The organism is Pseudomonas sp. S37, assembly GCF_016658545.1.
GTDB lineage: Bacteria > Pseudomonadota > Gammaproteobacteria > Pseudomonadales > Pseudomonadaceae > Aquipseudomonas.
Genome location: NZ_JACVZC010000017.1, coordinates 1 through 17,451, shown reverse-complemented (window position 1 = coordinate 17,451; position 17,451 = coordinate 1). Strand labels below are relative to the sequence as shown.

The 17,451-nt window shown below is 62.5% G+C and carries 17 protein-coding genes; 5 read left to right on the top strand and 12 right to left on the bottom strand.

Annotated elements, in window-relative coordinates; genetic code table 11:
- Positions 1-31: 31 nt before the first annotated feature.
- Genes IAE39_RS08670 through IAE39_RS08660 form a run of 3 tightly spaced genes read right to left on the bottom strand, consistent with a single transcriptional unit; the run spans position 32 to position 2,660 of the window.
- On the bottom strand, positions 32-1,003 hold the full coding sequence (locus IAE39_RS08670) for a thymidylate synthase (protein WP_201201274.1): 972 nt from the start codon (positions 1,001-1,003) through the stop codon (positions 32-34).
- 51 nt (positions 1,004-1,054) lie between these two features.
- On the bottom strand, positions 1,055-1,861 hold the full coding sequence (gene lgt, locus IAE39_RS08665) for a prolipoprotein diacylglyceryl transferase (RefSeq protein WP_201201272.1): 807 nt from the start codon (positions 1,859-1,861) through the stop codon (positions 1,055-1,057).
- 16 nt (positions 1,862-1,877) lie between these two features.
- Entirely contained in the window at positions 1,878-2,660 is a 783-nt protein-coding gene (locus IAE39_RS08660) for a sulfite exporter TauE/SafE family protein (RefSeq protein ID WP_201201270.1), read from the bottom strand.
- 129 nt (positions 2,661-2,789) lie between these two features.
- Here IAE39_RS08660 and IAE39_RS08655 point away from each other — a divergent pair, with 129 nt between their 5' ends.
- On the top strand, positions 2,790-3,536 hold the full coding sequence (locus IAE39_RS08655) for an NRDE family protein (RefSeq protein ID WP_201201268.1): 747 nt from the start codon (positions 2,790-2,792) through the stop codon (positions 3,534-3,536).
- A gap of 134 nt (positions 3,537-3,670) precedes the next feature.
- Here the strand turns inward: IAE39_RS08655 and ptsP are convergent, their stop codons facing one another.
- Positions 3,671-5,950 carry a phosphoenolpyruvate--protein phosphotransferase gene (gene ptsP, locus IAE39_RS08650; protein ID WP_201201264.1) on the bottom strand — a complete coding sequence of 760 codons (2,280 nt, stop codon included), beginning with the start codon at positions 5,948-5,950 and terminating at the stop codon, positions 3,671-3,673.
- 22 nt (positions 5,951-5,972) lie between these two features.
- A complete protein-coding gene (locus IAE39_RS08645) occupies positions 5,973-6,452 on the bottom strand; it encodes an RNA pyrophosphohydrolase (protein WP_003249017.1) in 480 nt (159 codons plus the stop codon).
- A 141-nt stretch (positions 6,453-6,593) separates the two neighbouring features.
- Here IAE39_RS08645 and IAE39_RS08640 point away from each other — a divergent pair, with 141 nt between their 5' ends.
- Positions 6,594-7,250, top strand: coding sequence for an HAD family hydrolase (locus IAE39_RS08640; RefSeq protein WP_201201262.1), 657 nt, complete (start codon positions 6,594-6,596; stop codon positions 7,248-7,250).
- 129 nt (positions 7,251-7,379) lie between these two features.
- Here IAE39_RS08640 and IAE39_RS08635 read toward each other — a convergent pair whose 3' ends face one another.
- Complete coding sequence (locus IAE39_RS08635; protein WP_201201260.1) at positions 7,380-7,805, bottom strand: DUF2269 domain-containing protein; 426 nt, start codon at positions 7,803-7,805, stop codon at positions 7,380-7,382.
- 148 nt (positions 7,806-7,953) lie between these two features.
- A complete protein-coding gene (ilvA, locus tag IAE39_RS08630) occupies positions 7,954-9,468 on the bottom strand; it encodes a threonine ammonia-lyase, biosynthetic (protein ID WP_201201258.1) in 1,515 nt (504 codons plus the stop codon).
- A gap of 133 nt (positions 9,469-9,601) precedes the next feature.
- Between ilvA and rpiA the strand changes: the two genes are divergently transcribed.
- Positions 9,602-10,276: a ribose-5-phosphate isomerase RpiA gene (gene rpiA / locus IAE39_RS08625; protein WP_201201256.1), complete on the top strand. Its 675-nt coding sequence runs from the start codon at positions 9,602-9,604 to the stop codon at positions 10,274-10,276.
- A gap of 105 nt (positions 10,277-10,381) precedes the next feature.
- On the opposite strand, the gene IAE39_RS08620 is transcribed toward rpiA, so the two are convergent.
- From IAE39_RS08620 to IAE39_RS08605, 4 genes are all read right to left on the bottom strand, one after another.
- Positions 10,382-11,284 carry an SdiA-regulated domain-containing protein gene (locus IAE39_RS08620; RefSeq protein ID WP_201201254.1) on the bottom strand — a complete coding sequence of 301 codons (903 nt, stop codon included), beginning with the start codon at positions 11,282-11,284 and terminating at the stop codon, positions 10,382-10,384.
- A gap of 90 nt (positions 11,285-11,374) precedes the next feature.
- Positions 11,375-12,295, bottom strand: a complete 921-nt coding sequence (locus IAE39_RS08615; protein ID WP_201201252.1) for an SdiA-regulated domain-containing protein — start codon at positions 12,293-12,295, stop codon at positions 11,375-11,377.
- A 182-nt stretch (positions 12,296-12,477) separates the two neighbouring features.
- Complete coding sequence (locus IAE39_RS08610; protein WP_201201250.1) at positions 12,478-13,143, bottom strand: fumarylacetoacetate hydrolase family protein; 666 nt, start codon at positions 13,141-13,143, stop codon at positions 12,478-12,480.
- Between the two features lie 15 nt (positions 13,144-13,158).
- Positions 13,159-14,565 (bottom strand): FAD-binding oxidoreductase, encoded by a 1,407-nt coding sequence (locus IAE39_RS08605; protein WP_201201248.1) that lies wholly within the window; start codon positions 14,563-14,565, stop codon positions 13,159-13,161.
- A gap of 171 nt (positions 14,566-14,736) precedes the next feature.
- Between IAE39_RS08605 and serA the strand changes: the two genes are divergently transcribed.
- Positions 14,737-15,966 carry a phosphoglycerate dehydrogenase gene (serA, locus tag IAE39_RS08600; protein WP_016489694.1) on the top strand — a complete coding sequence of 410 codons (1,230 nt, stop codon included), beginning with the start codon at positions 14,737-14,739 and terminating at the stop codon, positions 15,964-15,966.
- 167 nt (positions 15,967-16,133) lie between these two features.
- On the opposite strand, the gene IAE39_RS08595 is transcribed toward serA, so the two are convergent.
- Complete coding sequence (locus IAE39_RS08595; protein ID WP_201201246.1) at positions 16,134-16,610, bottom strand: DUF4399 domain-containing protein; 477 nt, start codon at positions 16,608-16,610, stop codon at positions 16,134-16,136.
- Between the two features lie 223 nt (positions 16,611-16,833).
- Here IAE39_RS08595 and IAE39_RS08590 point away from each other — a divergent pair, with 223 nt between their 5' ends.
- A complete protein-coding gene (locus IAE39_RS08590; protein WP_201201244.1) occupies positions 16,834-17,322 on the top strand; it encodes a substrate-binding periplasmic protein in 489 nt (162 codons plus the stop codon).
- Positions 17,323-17,451: the final 129 nt, after the last annotated feature.

Here is a 17,451-nt window from a genome sequence, read left to right as displayed (position 1 = left end):
CGAAGAGGCCAGTACATACAACAGAGAGCTGTCAGACCGCCATCGGCGCCGTCATCGGCGCATGGTGCTCATACCCTTCCAGCCAGAAATCACCCGGCTCGATCTTCTCCAGCCACTCCGGCTCGTACTTCCCGGTCTCGGCAAACGCCGGCACACGGTCGCTGATCACCAGCTTCGGCGCTTCCAGCGGCTCGCGCTTGAGCTGCTCGTTGAGCATGTCCAGGTGGTTTTCATACACATGGGCATCGCCGATGAAGTAGGTGAACCAGCGCGGGGTGTAACCGGTCAGGCGGCCGAACAGCGACAGCAGCGCCGCGCCTTCGGTGAGGTTGAACGGCGTGCCCAGGCCCAGGTCGTTGGAGCGGATGTAGAGAGTCAGGGAAATTTCCTTGGTCTCGACATTCGGGTGGAACTGATACAGCAGGTGGCACGGCGGCAGGGCCATTTCGTCCAGCTGCGCGCAGTTCCAGCCGTGGAACAGGATACGGCGGCTGCCCGGGTCGTTGGCGATGGTGTCCAGGCACTGGCGCACCTGGTCGATGGCCTTGTACAGGATGACGAACGCGACGCCGTCCTCTTCGTCCTGGGCAATACGGCGGAAGCCCGCATTTTCGGCCATTTCGATGGCCGCCGGGTTGCTCAGCGGGATGCGCTTGTAGCCCGGCCACTGGCGCCATTGCACGCCATAGATTTCGCCGAGGTCGTCATGGCCCTTGCGGAACGGGTTGGCCAGCCACTGGGCGTTTTCGTTGGCGTTCTGGTCCCACACCTTGCAGCCCAGCTCGCGGAATTCACCGGCGTTGTTCACACCCCGCAGGAAACCGACCATTTCGCCGATCGCCGACTTGAACGCCAGCTTGCGCGTGGTAATGGCCGGAAAGCCCTTCTGCAGGTCGAAGCGCAGCATCGCGCCCGGCAGGCTGATGGTACGGATGCCGGTGCGGTTGCCCTGCAGCGTGCCGTTTTCGATAACGTCGCGGACCAGGTCCAGATACTGTTTCATGGCTTACCTGTAGCAAAAACAGCAGGGGGATCGCCCCTGCCGTGGGATTAATCAGGCGGGTTTCGCCGTAGGCTTGCGATTATAAGCCCACCAGATCAGGCCAAGGCCAGCGAGGATCATCGGCACGCAGAGAATCTGACCCATGGTCAGCCAGCCCCAGGCGATGTAACCCAGCTGCGCGTCCGGCACACGGACGAATTCGACGATGAAGCGGAAGATGCCGTAGAACAGCGCAAACATGCCGGAAACCGCCATGGTCGGCCGCGGCTTGCGCGAGAACAGCCAGAGGATGACGAACAGCGCCACGCCTTCCAAAGCGAACTGGTACAGCTGCGACGGGTGGCGCGGCAGCTGCGCCGGGTCGCTGAACGGCGGGAAGATCATCGCCCATGGCACGTCGGTAGGCTTGCCCCACAGCTCGGCGTTGATGAAGTTGCCGATCCGCCCGGCACCCAGGCCGATCGGCACCAGCGGGGCGACGAAGTCCATCAGTTCGAAGAACGACTTGTTGTTGCGCTTGCCAAACCACAACGCCGCCAGCATCACGCCAATGAAGCCGCCGTGGAACGACATACCGCCCTTCCACACCTCGAAGATCAGTGTCGGGTTGGCCAGGTAGGCGTGCAGGTCGTAGAACAGCACATAGCCTAAACGGCCACCGACGATTACCCCCATCGACAGCCAGAACACCAGGTCGGACAGTTTTTCGCGGCTCCAGGTAGGATCAAAGCGGTTCAGCCGGCGCGAGGCCAGCAGCCAGGCGCCACCGATGCCGATCAGGTACATCAGGCCGTACCAATGGATTTTCAGCGGCCCGATGGCCACGGCCACGGGGTCTATCTGCGGGTAAGGCAGCATGGAACTTCCTCTCGATTCAAATCAAAAAGCTGAGGCCGACACAGAACAGCAGGGCTGCGAACAGGCGTTTCAACAGACGCGGCGACAGCTTGTGCGCCAGGCGCGCGCCAAAACGGGCAAAAAACATGCTGGTCACGGCAATGCCGACCAGCGCCGGCAAGTACACGTAACCCAGGCTGTTGGCGGGCAGGTGCTCCTCGTGCCAGCCCAGCAGCATGAAACTCAGGGCACTGGCCATGGCAATCGGCAGGCCACAGGCCGAAGACGTGGCCACTGCCTGCTGCATGGGCAGGCTGCGCGAAGTCAGGAACGGTACGGTCAGCGAACCGCCACCGATGCCGAAAATGGCCGAGGCCCAACCGATCACCCCGCCGGCGCCGATCAGCGCGGGCTTGCCGGGAATGCCACGGCTGGCCTTGGGTTTGAGGTCCAGGGCCATCTGCGCGGCGATGACCAGGGCGAACACGCCGATGATCTTCTGCAGCAACGGCCCCTGGATCAGCGAGGCGGTCTTGGCGCCAACACCGGCCCCCAGCAGGATCCCGAGCGTCATCCAGGCAAAGATCGGCCATTGCACCGCCCCCTTGCGGTGGTGCTCGAGCACGGCGTTGATCGAGGTAAAGACGATGGTTGCCAGGGACGTGCCGACCGCCAGGTGGGTCAGCACCGAGGCGTCGAAGCCCTGCAGGGTGAAGCTGAACACCAGCACCGGCACGATGATGATGCCGCCGCCCACGCCGAACAGCCCGGCCAGTACACCGGCACAAGCGCCCAACAGCAGATAGAGCACGAATTCCATTCGGCTTCCCCGAGAAATCAATCCGGCATGGTAACGGAAGCTGGGTTCGCGGCTCTAGTGAAGTCTGTGTCAGGATGGATCCGCCCCGCGGCTGTGGGTACAGTGACAGAAAACACAGAGGCTCAACCGATGTGCCTGATCGTATTCGCCTGGCGGCCGGGGCATGTCCTGCCGCTGATCGTGGCGGCCAACCGCGACGAGTTCTACGCCCGCCCTACCCAGGCCCTGGCAGCCTGGGAAGATACGCCCGGGGTGCATGCAGGGCGCGACCTGGAAGCCGGTGGCACCTGGCTGGGCGTCGGCCCACAGGGGCGCTTTGCGGCGCTGACCAACATTCGTGACCCGGGGCAGGCGCTGGGGCCGCGCTCGCGGGGCGAACTGGTGGCGGCGTATCTGCGGGGTGAGCTGGGGGTTGAGGCTTACCTGGACCAGGTGGCCAGCCGCAGCGGGCAGTATTCGGGGTTCAACCTGCTGGTGGGTGATGGGCGGCAGCTGGGTTATCTGCATGGCCGAGAAGTGGCGCCGCGCTTGCTGGAGGCCGGGGTCTACGGGCTGTCCAATGCCGGGCTGGATACGCCATGGCCGAAGCTGGTGAAGGCGCGAAGCGGGCTGGAGGGGTTGCTGGAGACGCCGGAGCCGCAGCGGTTGCTGGCCTTGCTGGCCGATGGCGAGCCGGCGGCTGACGGGGAGCTACCGGAGACAGGCGTGGGGGTGGCGACCGAGAAGCTGCTGTCGAGTGTGTTTATTGCCAGCCAGAATTATGGGACGCGGGCGAGTACTGTGCTGATTGTGGATGATCAGGGCAGAAGGCGGCTGATCGAGCGCAGTTTTGGGCCATTTGGTGGGCATTTGGGGGAAGTTGAGTTGGTAGTCTGAACTTTTGATGTTGCCTGTGCTGGCCTATTCGCGGGTGAACCCGCTCCTACAAGGGATCGCGCCACATCTGGCTTACGCAATCCCATGTAGGAGCGGGTTTACCCGCGAATAGGCCCGCACAGGCAACATCACCCTCAAAGGGTTTTATTGGCCCCAGGCCCAATCATCCGCGCCAACCCAAGATTCTTCAGAGCCAGCTGCAGCGAGCTGTGGATAACCTGCGGGTTGTCATGGCTCAAGGCGTCGACCAACAGCTCCTTGGCCTTGCTCATGTTCACCTGGCGCAGCATCCACTTCACCTTCGGCAGGTTGGTGGCGTTCATCGACAGGCTGTCGAAGCCCATCGCCATCAACAGGATCGCCGCCGCCGGGTCACCGGCCATCTCGCCGCAGATGCTTACCGGCTTGCCTTCGCCATGCGCATCGCGCACCACGGTGTTCAGCGCCTGCAGCACCGCCGGGTGCAGGTAGTCGTACAGGTCGGCGACCCGCGGGTTGTTGCGGTCTACCGCCAGCAGGTACTGGGTCAGGTCGTTGGAACCAACCGAGAGGAAGTCCACCTGCCGCGCCAGTTCCTTGGTCTGGTACACAGCCGCCGGGATTTCCACCATCACGCCCACCGGTGGCATCGGCACGTCGGTACCTTCGTCACGCACTTCGCCCCAGGCGCGGTGGATCAGGTGCAGCGCTTCTTCCAGTTCGTGGATGCCGGAAATCATCGGCAGCAGGATGCGCAGGTTGTTCAAACCCTCGCTGGCCTTGAGCATGGCACGGGTCTGCACCAGGAAGATTTCCGGGTGGTCGAGGGTGACGCGAATGCCGCGCCAGCCGAGGAACGGGTTTTCTTCCTTGATCGGGAAGTACGACAGCGCCTTGTCGCCACCGATGTCGAGGGTGCGCATGGTCACCGGCAGCGGGTGGAACGAAGCCAGTTGCTCGCGGTAGATCGCCAGCTGCTCCTTCTCGCTGGGGAAGCGCTGCTGGATCATGAACGGCACTTCGGTGCGGTACAGGCCTACACCCTCAGCGCCGCGCTGCTGGGCACGGGCCACATCGGCGAGCAGGCCGGTGTTGACCCACAGCGGCATGCGGTGGCCGTCCGGGGTAACGCAAGGCAGCTCGCGCAGGGCATCCAGGCCTTGAGCCAGCTGGCGTTCTTCCTCGACCACTTCGCTGTACTGCTTGCGCAGCACTTCGCTGGGGTTGGTGAACACTTCGCCCTTGTAGCCGTCGACGATCAGCTCGATGCCGTCGACCTTGGAATACGGCAGGTCCACCAGGCCCATCACCGTGGGGATGCCCATGGCGCGAGCGAGGATGGCGACGTGGGAGTTGCCCGAGCCCAGTACCGAGACCAGGCCGACCAGCTTGCCTTCCGGCACTTCGCCGAGCATGGCCGGGGTCAGCTCTTCACTGACCAGGATGGTGTTATCGGCATACACCAGCGACTGCGAGCGGGCTTCCTGCAGGTAGGCCAGCAAACGCCGGCCCAGGTCCTTCACGTCGGAGGCCCGCTCACGCAGGTAGTCATCGTCCATCAGCTCGAAGCGGTTGACGTGTTCGCCCACCACCTGGCGCAGGGCGCCCTGGGCCCATTGGCCGGTCTTGATGACCTCGGTCACCTCGCCGCCAAGGGCCGCATCTTCAAGCATCATCAGGTACACATCGAACAGCGCGCGCTCTTCCGGGCGCAACTGGGTGGCCAGCTTGGCCGACAGCTTGCGCATGTCGGCACGCACGCCTTCGAGGGCGTTCTCGAACAGCTTCAGTTCGGCGTCGATGTCATCGACGGTCTTGTCCGGGACCACTTCGAGGTCGGCCGGTGGCAGCATCACCACCGCGCGGCCCACGGCGGCACCCGGCGAGCCCGGCACACCCACGAAACGCGCCTCCTGGATACCCTTGCCCTGGCGGCCCAGGCCACGGATCGAACCGGTGGCCTCGGCGTGGGCGATAACCCCGGCGAGCTGGGCGCTCATGGTGACCAGGAAGGCTTCTTCGCCCTCATCGAACTGGCGGCGCTCTTTCTGCTGGATGACCAGCACCCCGACCACGCGGCGGTGGTGGATGATCGGCGCACCGAGGAAAGAGGCGAATTTCTCTTCGCCGGTTTCGGCAAAGTAGCGGTAACGCGGGTGATCGGCGGCGTTTTCCAGGTTCAGCGGCTCTTCCCGGGTACCGACCAGGCCGACCAGGCCTTCGTTGGGGGCCATGCTGACCTTGCCGATGGAACGCTTGTTCAGGCCTTCGGTGGCCATCAGCACGAAGCGGTTGGTTTCCGGGTCGAGCAGGTAGACCGAGCAGACCTGGCTGCCCATGGCCTCCTTGACGCGCAAGACAATGATCCCCAACGCCGACTTGAGATCTTTGGCGGAGTTTACTTCCTGGACGATCTTGCGCAGCGTATTGAGCATGGCTCGGGGTCGAACTCCGTCGTCAGTCGCGCGTCAGCAGACGCGGTGCTAGCTCTTTCAGGGCGCGCCGGTACACCTCGCGCTTGAATGTCACAACCTGGCCCAGCGGGTACCAATAGCTCACCCAGCGCCAGCCGTCGAATTCCGGCTTGCCGGTCAGGTCCATCCGCACCCGTTGTTCGTTGCTGACCAGGCGCAGCAGGAACCACTTCTGCTTCTGGCCGATGCACAGCGGCTGGCTGTGGGTACGGACCAGGCGCTGGGGTAAACGATAACGCAACCAGCCACGGGTGCAGGCAAGAATTTCCACATCATCGCGTTCAAGGCCAACTTCTTCGTTCAGCTCGCGGTACAGGGCATCTTCCGGCGTCTCGTCAGGGTTGATACCACCCTGGGGGAACTGCCAGGCATCCTGGTTGATCCGTCGAGCCCATAGCACCTGCCCGGCATCATTCGTGAGAATGATCCCGACATTGGGGCGAAAACCATCCGGGTCGATCACGGCAGCAACCTCGCAAACGCATGTCACCGCATTGTTCCACAAAGCTTGCGAGCGCAGCAACGCGCCCGCCAAGCTTATGTGCAGCTGCGTGAAAACTCCGTATTCTGCGGGCCTACCCTGTGGCTGATGCGAGTGACCGCGATGCGCCTGGCTTTATTCGACCTGGACAATACCCTCCTCGGTGGCGACAGCGACCATGCCTGGGGTGATTACCTTTGCGAGCGTGGCATTCTTGACCCGGTTGCCTACAAGCAGCGCAATGATGGCTTCTACCAGGACTACCTCAATGGCACCCTGGACCTGCAGGCCTACCTGGCCTTTTCCATGGAAATCCTGGCGGCGACGCCCAGGGCGCAGCTCGACGAATGGCACCGCGACTTCATGCGCGACTGCATCGAGCCGATCATCCTGCCCAAGGCCCTGGCCTTGCTGCAGCAACACCGCGAGGCGGGTGACCAGTTGGTGATCATTACCGCCACCAACCGCTTCGTCACTGCGCCGATCGCCAAGCGTTTGGGCGTGCGGGTGTTGCTGGCGACCGAGTGTGAGATGCGCGATGGCCGCTATACCGGGCGTAGTACCGATATACCGTGCTTCCGTGAAGGCAAGGTGACGCGGCTGGAGCGCTGGATGCTGGAGAACGGCTTTGATCTTGAGGACAGCTACTTTTATAGCGACTCGATGAATGATTTGCCGTTGCTTGAGCGGGTGACGCATGCGGTGGCGGTGGACCCTGACCCAAACCTGCGGGTGGAGGCTGGGAAGCGTGGGTGGCCGGTGGTTTCGCTGAGGGATTGAGGCTTTCCTGTGCTGGCCCTTTCGCAGGTAAACCCGCTCCCACAGGTACGGCGCAGCCCTCAGGCCTGGTGCGGTCCCTGTGGGAGCGGGTTTACCCGCGAAAGGGCCGGCACAGGCAACCTCAGACTGTCAGACCGGCTTGGCCCCCATCAGCCCGGCAATCGACAGGAAGCAAACCCCGCTGAACACCGCCAATGCCAGGGTAAAGCGCAACCCCACCACCTCAGCCTTGCGCAGCCGGTTCAGCCGCACCAGCAGCCACCACACGGCAAACGCGCCAAGCGTATAAATGACGCTGGAAGCCAGCACCCAGGTCTGCCCAAGTGGCCAACCGACCAGGTGTACCAGCCACCAGCCGGTGAACGGCATGCTCACCAGGCACAGGCCCATCACCAGCCAGACGAACACCAGCGGCCGGCTCAGCAGCTTGGCATAGGCCTGGGCATCGCCCTGGCGGCGGGCACGTACGGTCCAGATCGCCAGGCCCAGGGCGCCAAGCAGCAGGAGCGCAGTGGCGATGATGTGCAGGGTTTTCAGGGTGGTCAGGTGTTCCATGTCTCTGTTGTCCTTGAGCAGGCCATTCGGCATTGGCTTCTTCGCGGGTAAACCCGCTCCCACAGGATCTCCACAGGCGTCGGAACCTGTGCGGTCCCTGTGGGAGCGGGTTCACCCGCGAATAGGCCCTCAGCCCCAGCTTAGCTTCTCAGCCCAGGAACAGCTTGTAAGCCGGGTTCTCGGTTTCATCCCAGTACGGGTAACCAATCTTGGCCAGCGCCGCCGGCACCAGGTGGCGCTCCTCCTCCGGCACCTGCAGCCCTGCCACCACGCGCCCGTCAGCCGCGCCATGGTTGCGGTAATGGAACATCGAGATATTCCAGCGCCCACCCAGCTTGTTGAGGAAGTTGAACAACGCCCCCGGCCGCTCGGGGAATTCGAAGCGCAGCACCATTTCATCGCTGGCACCGGCCGAATGGCCGCCGACCATGTGGCGAATGTGCAGCTTGGCCAACTCGTTGTCGGTCAGGTCGGTAACCGGGAAGCCCTGCTCGCTCAGGCTCTGCACCAGCGCAGCACGCGGGTCGTTTTCCGGGTGGGTCTGCACACCAACGAAGATGTGCGCCTCGTCCGAGGTGTGCTTGCGGTAGTTGAACTCGGTGATCTGGCGCTTGCCGATGGCCTCGCAGAACGCCTTGAAACTGCCCGGGCGCTCGGGGATGGTCACGGCAATGATCGCCTCGCGCTTTTCACCCAGCTCGGCACGCTCAGCCACATGGCGCAGGCGGTCGAAGTTGACGTTGGCGCCAGAATCGATGGCCACCAGAGTCTGACCGGTAACGCCATACAACTCGACGTACTTCTTGATACCTGCCACGCCCAAGGCGCCGGCAGGTTCGGTGATCGAGCGGGTATCGTCGTAGATATCCTTGATTGCGGCGCAAATCTCGTCGGTGCTGACAGTAACCACTTCATCCACATGGTGGCGGCAGATGTCAAAGGTGTGCTGACCGATCTGCGCTACCGCCACACCATCGGCGAACAGCCCGACCTGCGGCAACACCACGCGCTCACCGGCGGCCATGGCCGCTTGCAGGCAGTTGGAGTCGTCCGGCTCGACGCCGATGACCTTGATTTCCGGGCGCAAGTACTTCACGTAGGCGGCAATGCCGGCAATCAGGCCGCCACCACCCACCGGTACGAAGATCGCGTCCAACTGGCCAGGGTGCTGACGCAGGATTTCCATGGCCACGGTGCCCTGCCCGGCGATGGTATGCGGGTCGTCGTAGGGGTGGACGTAGACAAAGCCCTTTTCGTCGACCAGCTTCAGCGAGTAAGCCAGTGCCTCGGGGAACGAGTCGCCATGCAGCACCACCTTGCCACCGCGCGAACGCACGCCTTCGACCTTGATTTCCGGGGTGGTCTTGGGCATCACGATGGTGGCCTTGATGCCCATTTCGCGCGCCGCCAGGGCCAGGCCCTGGGCGTGGTTGCCGGCCGAGGCGGTGACCACGCCGCGGGCCAGTTCGTCCGGGCTCAGCTGTGCCAGCTTGTTGTACGCCCCGCGGATCTTGAACGAGAACACCGGCTGCAGGTCTTCGCGCTTGAGCAGAATCTGGTTGCCCAGGCGCTTGCTCAGCTGCCCGGCGCTCTGCAACGGGGTTTCGACGGCAACGTCATAGACGCGCGAGGTGAGGATCTTCTTGACGTACTGTTCGAGCATCGGGAAAGCATCACTGGGCCGCGGGACAAGGGCTGGGAGTCTACCCCAGCGCTACGTCGGGCGACCACAGCAAAGCCGTGCGAGCCGTTATACTAGGCAACTTTGAAACCGCCCTGCCCCTTCCGGAGCCCGCATGACCCAGGACCAACTCAAACAGGCCGTCGCCCAGGCCGCTGTCGACTTCATTCTGCCCAAGCTGGATGAAAAGAGCGTTGTCGGCGTCGGTACCGGTTCGACCGCCAACTTCTTCATCGACGCCCTGGCTCAGCACAAGACTGCCTTCGACGGCGCCGTCGCCAGCTCCGAAGCCACGGCCCAGCGCCTGAAGGGCCATGGCATCCCGGTCTACGAGCTGAACGGCGTCAGCGAGCTGGAATTCTACGTGGACGGCGCCGACGAAAGCGACGCGCACCTGAACCTGATCAAGGGCGGCGGCGCAGCCCTGACCCGCGAGAAGATCGTAGCGGCGGTGGCCAAGACCTTCATCTGCATCGCCGACGGCAGCAAGCTGGTACCGGTGCTGGGCGCCTTCCCGCTGCCGGTCGAGGTGATTCCGATGGCCCGCAGCCATGTGGCGCGCCAGCTGGTCAAGCTGGGCGGCGACCCGGTGTACCGCGAGGGTGTGGTCACCGACAACGGCAACGTGATCCTCGATGTGTACAACCTGCAGATCACCAACCCGGTGGAGCTGGAAGCGCAGATCAACGCCATTGTTGGCGTGGTGACCAACGGCCTGTTCGCGGCGCGGCCGGCGGATCTGCTGTTGCTGGGTACTGCTGAGGGCGTGAAGAGCCTGAAGGCCGAGTAAACCCCTTCGCGGGTAAACCCGCTCCCACAGGGGTCTCCACCGGCCTGAAGCCTGTAGAGATATCTGTGGGAGCGGGTTCACCCGCGAATAGGCCCTGACAGGCGATCAATCTGCTACTTGCTTGAACACATAGAACAGGTTCGGCTCACTGACCAGGTAAATGGTCCCTGCTTCATCCATCGCAATCCCCTCCGCCTGCGGCACCGTCGCCTGCAACCCCTGGAAACCCTTGCGCAACGACAAGGTACTCAGCGGCCGCCCCTCCACGTCCAGCTCCAGCACCAGCCGCGACTCGTCCGAAAGCGCCAGCAAATGCCCGCTGCGTTCATCGAACTGCAAACTCGACAAGTCCCGCACAAACAACCGTGAATCACGTTTGCGGTCCTGCACCACATGCACGGCATAGGGCTTGTCAGGGTTGTCATGCGGGAAGCCGTGCACCTCATAGATCAGCATCGGGTCACGTTCCTTGGCCACAAACAGGCGCTTGCCCGCCGAATCGTAGGCCAGCCCCTCGAAACCTTTGTTGCCGTTCAGGCCAATGCCCAGGCTGAGCTGCTCGGCGTCACCGGCATCGAGGAACAGCGTGTCGTCGTCCAGGCGCACGCGGATCAGCCGCTGCTGGCGCTCGTCGGTAATCACGTAATTGTTTGGCCCCACATACTCCACCGCCTCCGGGTCACCAAAGCCGGTCAGCGGCACGCGGCGCAGGATGCGCCCGTTCAGCGACAGCTCGATCAGCTCCGAGCGGGCATTGGTGACGGTGAACAGGGTCTTGCGGTCGGGGTCGTAGGTCAGCGCCGACAGGTCGTCATCCAGCCCCTCGACCGGCTGCGCTTCCAGCACCACCCGGTAGCGGTCCAGGCCAATGCTCTGCTCGGCCGGCTGCCACCAGGTCTTGAGGTTGAACCAGCCACGCTCGAACAGCCGGAACTCCTGCCCGGCCCAGCCAAGCAGGAACAGGCCGACAGCGGCCACAACAAGAGAGAAACGAACGAAACGGCGCATGAAGACAGACTCGACACAGGGGTGGCGAATCTAACCATTAATGACTGAAGCAAAGCTTAATGCCAGCGTCAGGCAATTCTGAAGATGCTGTCAGTTCTTCTTGAAGCGATAAAACAGCGCCGGCTCGCTGACCATGTACAGGTTGCCCTTGTCGTCCATGGCCACCCCTTCGGCACGCGGGATGGTGTGTTCAAGGCCGTTGAACCCGCCCAGCAAGGTCATGAAGCTGACCTGCTGACCCTGCTCGTCCAGTTCCAGCAGCATGTTGGAGTCGGCGGACAGCACCAGCAGGTGGCCGGTGCGCGGGTCTACACCCAGCGCAGATAGGTTGCGCAGGTCGAGTTCATCGCTGGGCAACGGCTGCTTGTCACCCTTGAGCGGGCTGCGGCCGTCAGTGTTCCAGGTATACAGCTTGGGCGGGCGCTCCTCGCCGATGATCAGGCGCTGGCGCAGCGGGTCCCAGGCCACGCCTTCGAAACCTTTGTTGCTTTTGACCGACGGGCCCAGGTCGTAGCTTTTGAAATCAGCGTGGTTGAGTGCGGTCGTGTGTGCATCCACCTTGACCAACGTCAGGTCGTGCAGGCGCTCGTCGGTGATTGCCAGGTAGTCGTCTTCCAGCACGGCGATGCCTTCCGGGTTGTTCCAGCCGTTGAGCGGGATCTTGCGTAGCACCTCGCCATCCAGGTTCAGCTCGACCAGGAACGGGTTCTTGCCCATCACCGCAAACAGGGTACGGGTGCGCGGGTTGAAGGCCACGTCGGAGGCTTCGTCATCGTCCATGCCCGGCAACGGTTTGGCATCGATATCGACCTGGTAGTCCGGCAGCCACACGCTTTCACTGCGCTGGGCGGTGCTTTCCAGGCTTTCCTTTATCCACAGCTCGCCACGGTCATCCCAGTGCATGGCCACGGATACGCCATAAGCAATCACCGCCGCCACGGCCAGGCCGAAGGGCCAGCGCAGGTAGAAACGACGCTTGGGAGTTGCCGGGGCGCTGGAGGGTGTTGGCATGCGGGGGTCCTGGGGAAATGGGCGTAGGTGCGCGCATTATCCGGATCGGGTGTGAAAAATCGGTAAACAGGTCTGGCCTCTTCGCGGGTGAACCCGCTCCCACAGGATCACCACAGCCCCCAAGCCTGTAAGTAAACCTGTGGGAGCGGGTTTACCCGCGAAGAAGGCGACGCGGTTCGGGCTCAGAGCACCCGGCTTTCGAAACGGCTCACACCCGGCAGCTCGAGCACCAGCTCGTCCCCCACATTGAACGGTCCCACGCCCGCCGGCGTACCGGTCAGGACCACATCCCCCGCCTGGAGCGAGAAATGCGCGGCCATGTACTGAATCATCGGCACGATCGGGTTGAGCATCATTGCGCTGTTGCCGTCCTGGCGCACTTCGCCGTTGACGGTCAGGCGTACCGGGATGTCGGTGACATCCTCGAAGCTGCCGGCCGAGACGAATGGCGGCAACACGCAAGCGCCGTCAAAGCTCTTGGCCAGCTCCCACGGCAGGCCCTTCTCTTTCAGCTTGGCCTGCACATCGCGCAAGGTCAGGTCCAGCGCAGGGGCGTAGCCGGAAATGGCGTCCAGCACCTCTTCTTCGGTCGGATGGGTCGACAGCGGCTTGCCCAGCAGCACCGCAATTTCCGCCTCGTAGTGCACCGAGCCGCGCTCGGCCGGGATCTTGAAGCCGCCTTCGGCCGGCACCACGCAGCTGCCCGGTTTGATGAACAGCAGCGGCTCGGTGGGGATCGGGTTGTCCAGTTCCTTGGCATGCTCGGCATAGTTACGGCCGATGCACACCACCTTGCCCAGCGGGAAGTGAATGCGTGTGCCGTCTACGTACTGGTGCTGGTAACTCATGGCCGACTCCTTTGATTACTGCTTTTGTTCAGGAGCGAAGATCTTACCCGGATTCATGATGCCGTTAGGGTCGAACACGGCCTTTATTGCCTTCATGCATGCAATTTCTTCGGCCGAGCGGCTGTAGCCCAGGTAGTCGCGCTTGGTCATGCCCACGCCATGCTCTGCGGAGATCGAGCCGTTGTAGCGCTCGACGATCTCGAACACCCATTTGTTGACCTTGGCACACGAGGCAAAGAAGTCGTCCTTGCTCATGTGCTCGGGCTTGAGGATGTTCAGGTGCAGGTTGCCGTCGCCGATATGGCCGTACCACACCACTTCGTAATCCGGGTAATGCTCGGCAACGATGGCGTCGATATCGCGCAGGAATGCCGGCACTTTTGAAACCGTGACAGAAATGTCGTTCTTGTACGGGGTCCAGTGCGAGATGGTTTCCGACAGGTATTCGCGCAGCTTCCACAGGTTTTTCAGCTGGGTTTCGCTCTGGCTCATCACCCCATCCAGCACCCAGCCCTGCTCGACACAGTGCTCGAAGGTGGCCAGAGCCTCGTTGGCCACCTCTTCAGTGCTGGCCTCGAACTCCAGCAGCGCATAGAACGGGCAGTCGGTCGCGAACGGCGCCGGCACATCGCCACGGCCCATGATCTTGGCCAGCCCCTTGTCAGAGAAGAACTCGAAGGCGGTCAGGTCCAGCTTGCCCTGGAAAGCGTGCAGCACCGGCATGATCGAGTCGAAGTCCGGCGTGCCCAGCACCATGGCGGTAAGGTTGCGCGGTGCGCGATCCAGGCGCATGGTGGCCTCGACCACGAACCCCAGGGTGCCTTCGGCGCCGATGAACAGCTGGCGCAGGTCGTAGCCGGTGGCGTTCTTGATCAGGTCCCGGTTCAGCTCCAGCAGCTCGCCCTTGCCGGTGACCACTTTCAGCCCGGCCACCCAGTTGCGGGTCATGCCGTAGCGAATCACCTTGATCCCGCCGGCATTGGTGCCGATGTTGCCGCCTATCTGGCTGGAGCCGCTGGAGGCGAAGTCCACCGGGTAATAAAGGCCCTGATCTTCGGCATAGCTTTGCAGCTGGCGGGTGATTACCCCCGGCTGGCAGACCACGGTGCGGTCGAAGGCGTTGAAGTCGAGAATCTGGTTCATGTAGTCGAAGGCGACCACCACCTCGCCATTGGCCGCCACGGCGCCAGCAGAAAGGCCGGTACGCCCGCCAGATGGCACCAGCGCTACCTTGTGCGCATTGGCCCAGCGCACGATGGCCTGCACCTGCTCCACGGTCTTGGGCAGCACAATGGCGCTGGGCGCCGGCGGGTAATGCTTGGTCCAGTCCTTGCCATAGGCTTCGAGTGAAGCCGCGTCAGTCAGGACCTTGCCAGGGTCGACAAGGGTCATCAGTTCTTCAATAACAGCGGGGTGGGTCATCGCTGGAACTCTCGACTTATTCATAGTCACCCTGAGCACTCTTCACCTGTCGGGATAAGCTCAGATTGTGTCGCGTATGCTAGCATAGCCCTCCCGCTGTTCATGCTAAGGCTGCCCTCGCGCCTGGCATCACCCCTCGCCATTTTTTCTCCGGGATACAGGTTTACGCAGATGAGCAAGACTTCTCTCGACAAGAGCAAGATCCGGTTCCTTCTTCTTGAAGGTGTGCACCAGAACGCGGTCGATACCCTCAAGGCCGCCGGCTACACCAACATCGAATACCTCACTGGTTCGTTGCCGGAAGCCGAGCTGAAGGAAAAGATCGCCGATGCCCACTTCATCGGCATCCGTTCGCGCACCCAGCTCACCGAAGAGATCTTCGACTGCGCCAAGAAACTGGTCGCTGTTGGCTGCTTCTGCATCGGCACCAACCAGGTTGACCTGGAAGCGGCCCGCGAGCGCGGTATCGCCGTGTTCAACGCGCCGTACTCCAACACCCGTTCGGTTGCCGAGCTGGTACTGGCCGAAGCCATCCTGCTGCTGCGCGGCATCCCTGAGAAAAACGCTTCCTGCCACCGTGGCGGCTGGATCAAGAGCGCGGCCAACTCGTTCGAGATCCGTGGCAAGAAACTGGGCATCGTCGGCTACGGCTCGATCGGTACCCAGCTGTCGGTCCTGGCCGAGAACCTGGGCATGCAGGTGTACTTCTACGACCCGCTGACCAAGCTGCCACTGGGCAACGCCGTGCAGGTCACCAGCCTGAACGAGCTGCTGGGCCTGGCCGACATCGTGTCGCTGCACGTACCTGAGCTGCCGTCCACTCAGTGGATGATTGGCGAGAAGGAAATCCGTGCCATGAAGAAGGGCGCGATCCTGATCAACGCCGCCCGTGGCACCGTAGTCGAGCTGGACCACCTGGCCGCCGCGATCAAGGACAAGCACCTGATCGGCGCCGCCATCGACGTGTTCCCGGTCGAGCCGCGCTCCAACGACGAAGAGTTCGAAAGCCCGCTGCGCGGCCTGGACAACGTGATCCTGACCCCGCACATCGGTGGTTCCACCGCCGAAGCCCAGGCCAACATCGGCCTGGAAGTGGCCGAGAAGCTGGTCAAGTACAGCGACAACGGTACCTCGGTGTCTTCGGTCAACTTCCCGGAAGTGGCCCTGCCGGCGCACCCGGGCAAGCACCGCCTGCTGCACATTCACGAAAACATCCCGGGCGTGCTCAGCGAGATCAACAAGGTGTTCGCCGAGAACGGTATCAACATCTCCGGTCAGTTCCTGCAGACCAACGAGAAAGTCGGCTACGTGGTCATCGACGTTGACGCCGAATACTCGGACCTGGCGCAAGAGAAGCTGCAACAGGTCAAGGGCACCATCCGTTCCCGCGTACTGTTCTAAGTTTGCTTGCTGCATGAAAAAGGGAGGCCCTGGTGGCCTCCCTTTTTTTTGCCGGTGAAATCGGCGTCGCCTGCTTCGCGGGTAAACCCGCTCCTACAGGATCGCCACAGGATTCAAAATCTGCGGGGGCCCTGTGGGAGCGGGTTCACCCGCGAAGAATCCAACACTTATTTCACGTCGACAGTAATCTTCTGCGACTCGACACTAGGCTTGAACGGCACATGATACTGGTCACCCAGCACCAGTTGCAGGGTGTGCTTGCCCGGGGTCAGGGTAATGCTGGTTTCGGTCTGTGCCTTGCCGAAGTGCAGCACCTGCGGCCCGGCTGGCAGTGCGGTGCCGGCCTCTGGCATCAGGCTGGTCGGCAGCGGCATGTCGGCGACTGGCTCTTTGTCCACATCCACCAGCAAGTGGTGGTGCCCGGTGTGCGGGGTCTGGTCACCGGCAGGCTTCAGGCCCATGCCCTCGATGCCGAACTTGACGGTGAAGGTCTTGTCGACCGTTGCACCATCGGCGGGGGAAACGATGAAGACCTTGGCCTCCTTGGGCGGCTCCTGGCTCTTCAGGGCGTCTGCGGCACTGGCGAACACCGACGCTCCCATCAGCAGACCGGCAACGGCAGCACGCGAAAATAGGCTGTTCATTCACTTCTCCTGTGATTCACTTGTTGACCGCCGCCATCAGTCCAGCGGCAGCGGTAGTTCACCTTAGTTGAAATATGCGCCAAGGTGTTCACATTGCCTGACAGAAATATTTCAGTCAGGGTTAAACAATGCCGAGGCTTCAAGGTCATAGGCTGCGCTCGATCACGGCGAGGAAGAAAGCCGTGACGAAAGTTATTCATCTGCTAAAAGAAAAGGGGCATTCATGCGTTCGACCATAGGGGTACTGCTGGCAGTACTGATCAGTCCATTGGCCCAGGCGGAGCTGATCGACGAAATCGCCGACCGGGGCGAACTGCGCATTGCCGTACAGGCCGACAACCAGCCGTACGCGTTCAAGCAAGACGACCACCTGACGGGTTTCGACATCGAGTTTGGCCAGGACCTGGCCAAGGAGCTGGACCTGCGCGCCGAATTTGTCGAAGCCACGCAAGCCGAGGTGTTGCCGGGTGTCGAGAGCGGCAAGTACGACATCGCGCTTACCTCGTCGAGCGACGCGCCCAAAGGTGACGGCCCACTCGATGCGAGCCAGCCGTTTGGCGAGAAGAAACGGGTGATTCCGTTCCAGAAGGACAACCCGGCGTTTGAAAGTGCGGTGAACAATGCGCTGCAGCGCTTGAAAGATAGCGGGCGCACTGCCGAGCTTGAGCAGAAGTGGTTCAAGGGTGTGCAGGAGACTGCGGCCGGGCAGTGAGGTTTTTGTTGCCTGTAACGGCCTCTTCGCGGGTAAACCCGCTCCCACAGTATTTCCACAGGGTTTGAATCATGTGGCGCTCCTGTGGGAGCGGGTTCACCCGCGAAGAGGCCGGCACAGGATTACCCT

Excerpts from the sequence above, each read along its gene's own strand:
- IAE39_RS08640 (WP_201201262.1), top strand. The coding sequence starts at position 6,594 with ATGCGCCTGGCTTTATTCGACCTGGACAATACCCTCCTCGGTGGCGAC.
- IAE39_RS08635 (WP_201201260.1), bottom strand. The coding sequence starts at position 7,805 with ATGGAACACCTGACCACCCTGAAAACCCTGCACATCATCGCCACTGCG.
- rpiA (WP_201201256.1), top strand. The coding sequence starts at position 9,602 with ATGACCCAGGACCAACTCAAACAGGCCGTCGCCCAGGCCGCTGTCGAC.
- IAE39_RS08655 (WP_201201268.1), top strand. The coding sequence starts at position 2,790 with ATGTGCCTGATCGTATTCGCCTGGCGGCCGGGGCATGTCCTGCCGCTG.
- lgt (WP_201201272.1), bottom strand. The coding sequence starts at position 1,861 with ATGCTGCCTTACCCGCAGATAGACCCCGTGGCCGTGGCCATCGGGCCG.
- serA (WP_016489694.1), top strand. The coding sequence starts at position 14,737 with ATGAGCAAGACTTCTCTCGACAAGAGCAAGATCCGGTTCCTTCTTCTT.
- ilvA (WP_201201258.1), bottom strand. The coding sequence starts at position 9,468 with ATGCTCGAACAGTACGTCAAGAAGATCCTCACCTCGCGCGTCTATGAC.
- IAE39_RS08610 (WP_201201250.1), bottom strand. The coding sequence starts at position 13,143 with ATGAGTTACCAGCACCAGTACGTAGACGGCACACGCATTCACTTCCCG.
- IAE39_RS08595 (WP_201201246.1), bottom strand. The coding sequence starts at position 16,610 with ATGAACAGCCTATTTTCGCGTGCTGCCGTTGCCGGTCTGCTGATGGGA.
- IAE39_RS08590 (WP_201201244.1), top strand. The coding sequence starts at position 16,834 with ATGCGTTCGACCATAGGGGTACTGCTGGCAGTACTGATCAGTCCATTG.
- IAE39_RS08605 (WP_201201248.1), bottom strand. The coding sequence starts at position 14,565 with ATGACCCACCCCGCTGTTATTGAAGAACTGATGACCCTTGTCGACCCT.
- IAE39_RS08620 (WP_201201254.1), bottom strand. The coding sequence starts at position 11,284 with ATGCGCCGTTTCGTTCGTTTCTCTCTTGTTGTGGCCGCTGTCGGCCTG.
- IAE39_RS08670 (WP_201201274.1), bottom strand. The coding sequence starts at position 1,003 with ATGAAACAGTATCTGGACCTGGTCCGCGACGTTATCGAAAACGGCACG.
- IAE39_RS08660 (WP_201201270.1), bottom strand. The coding sequence starts at position 2,660 with ATGGAATTCGTGCTCTATCTGCTGTTGGGCGCTTGTGCCGGTGTACTG.
- IAE39_RS08615 (WP_201201252.1), bottom strand. The coding sequence starts at position 12,295 with ATGCCAACACCCTCCAGCGCCCCGGCAACTCCCAAGCGTCGTTTCTAC.
- ptsP (WP_201201264.1), bottom strand. The coding sequence starts at position 5,950 with ATGCTCAATACGCTGCGCAAGATCGTCCAGGAAGTAAACTCCGCCAAA.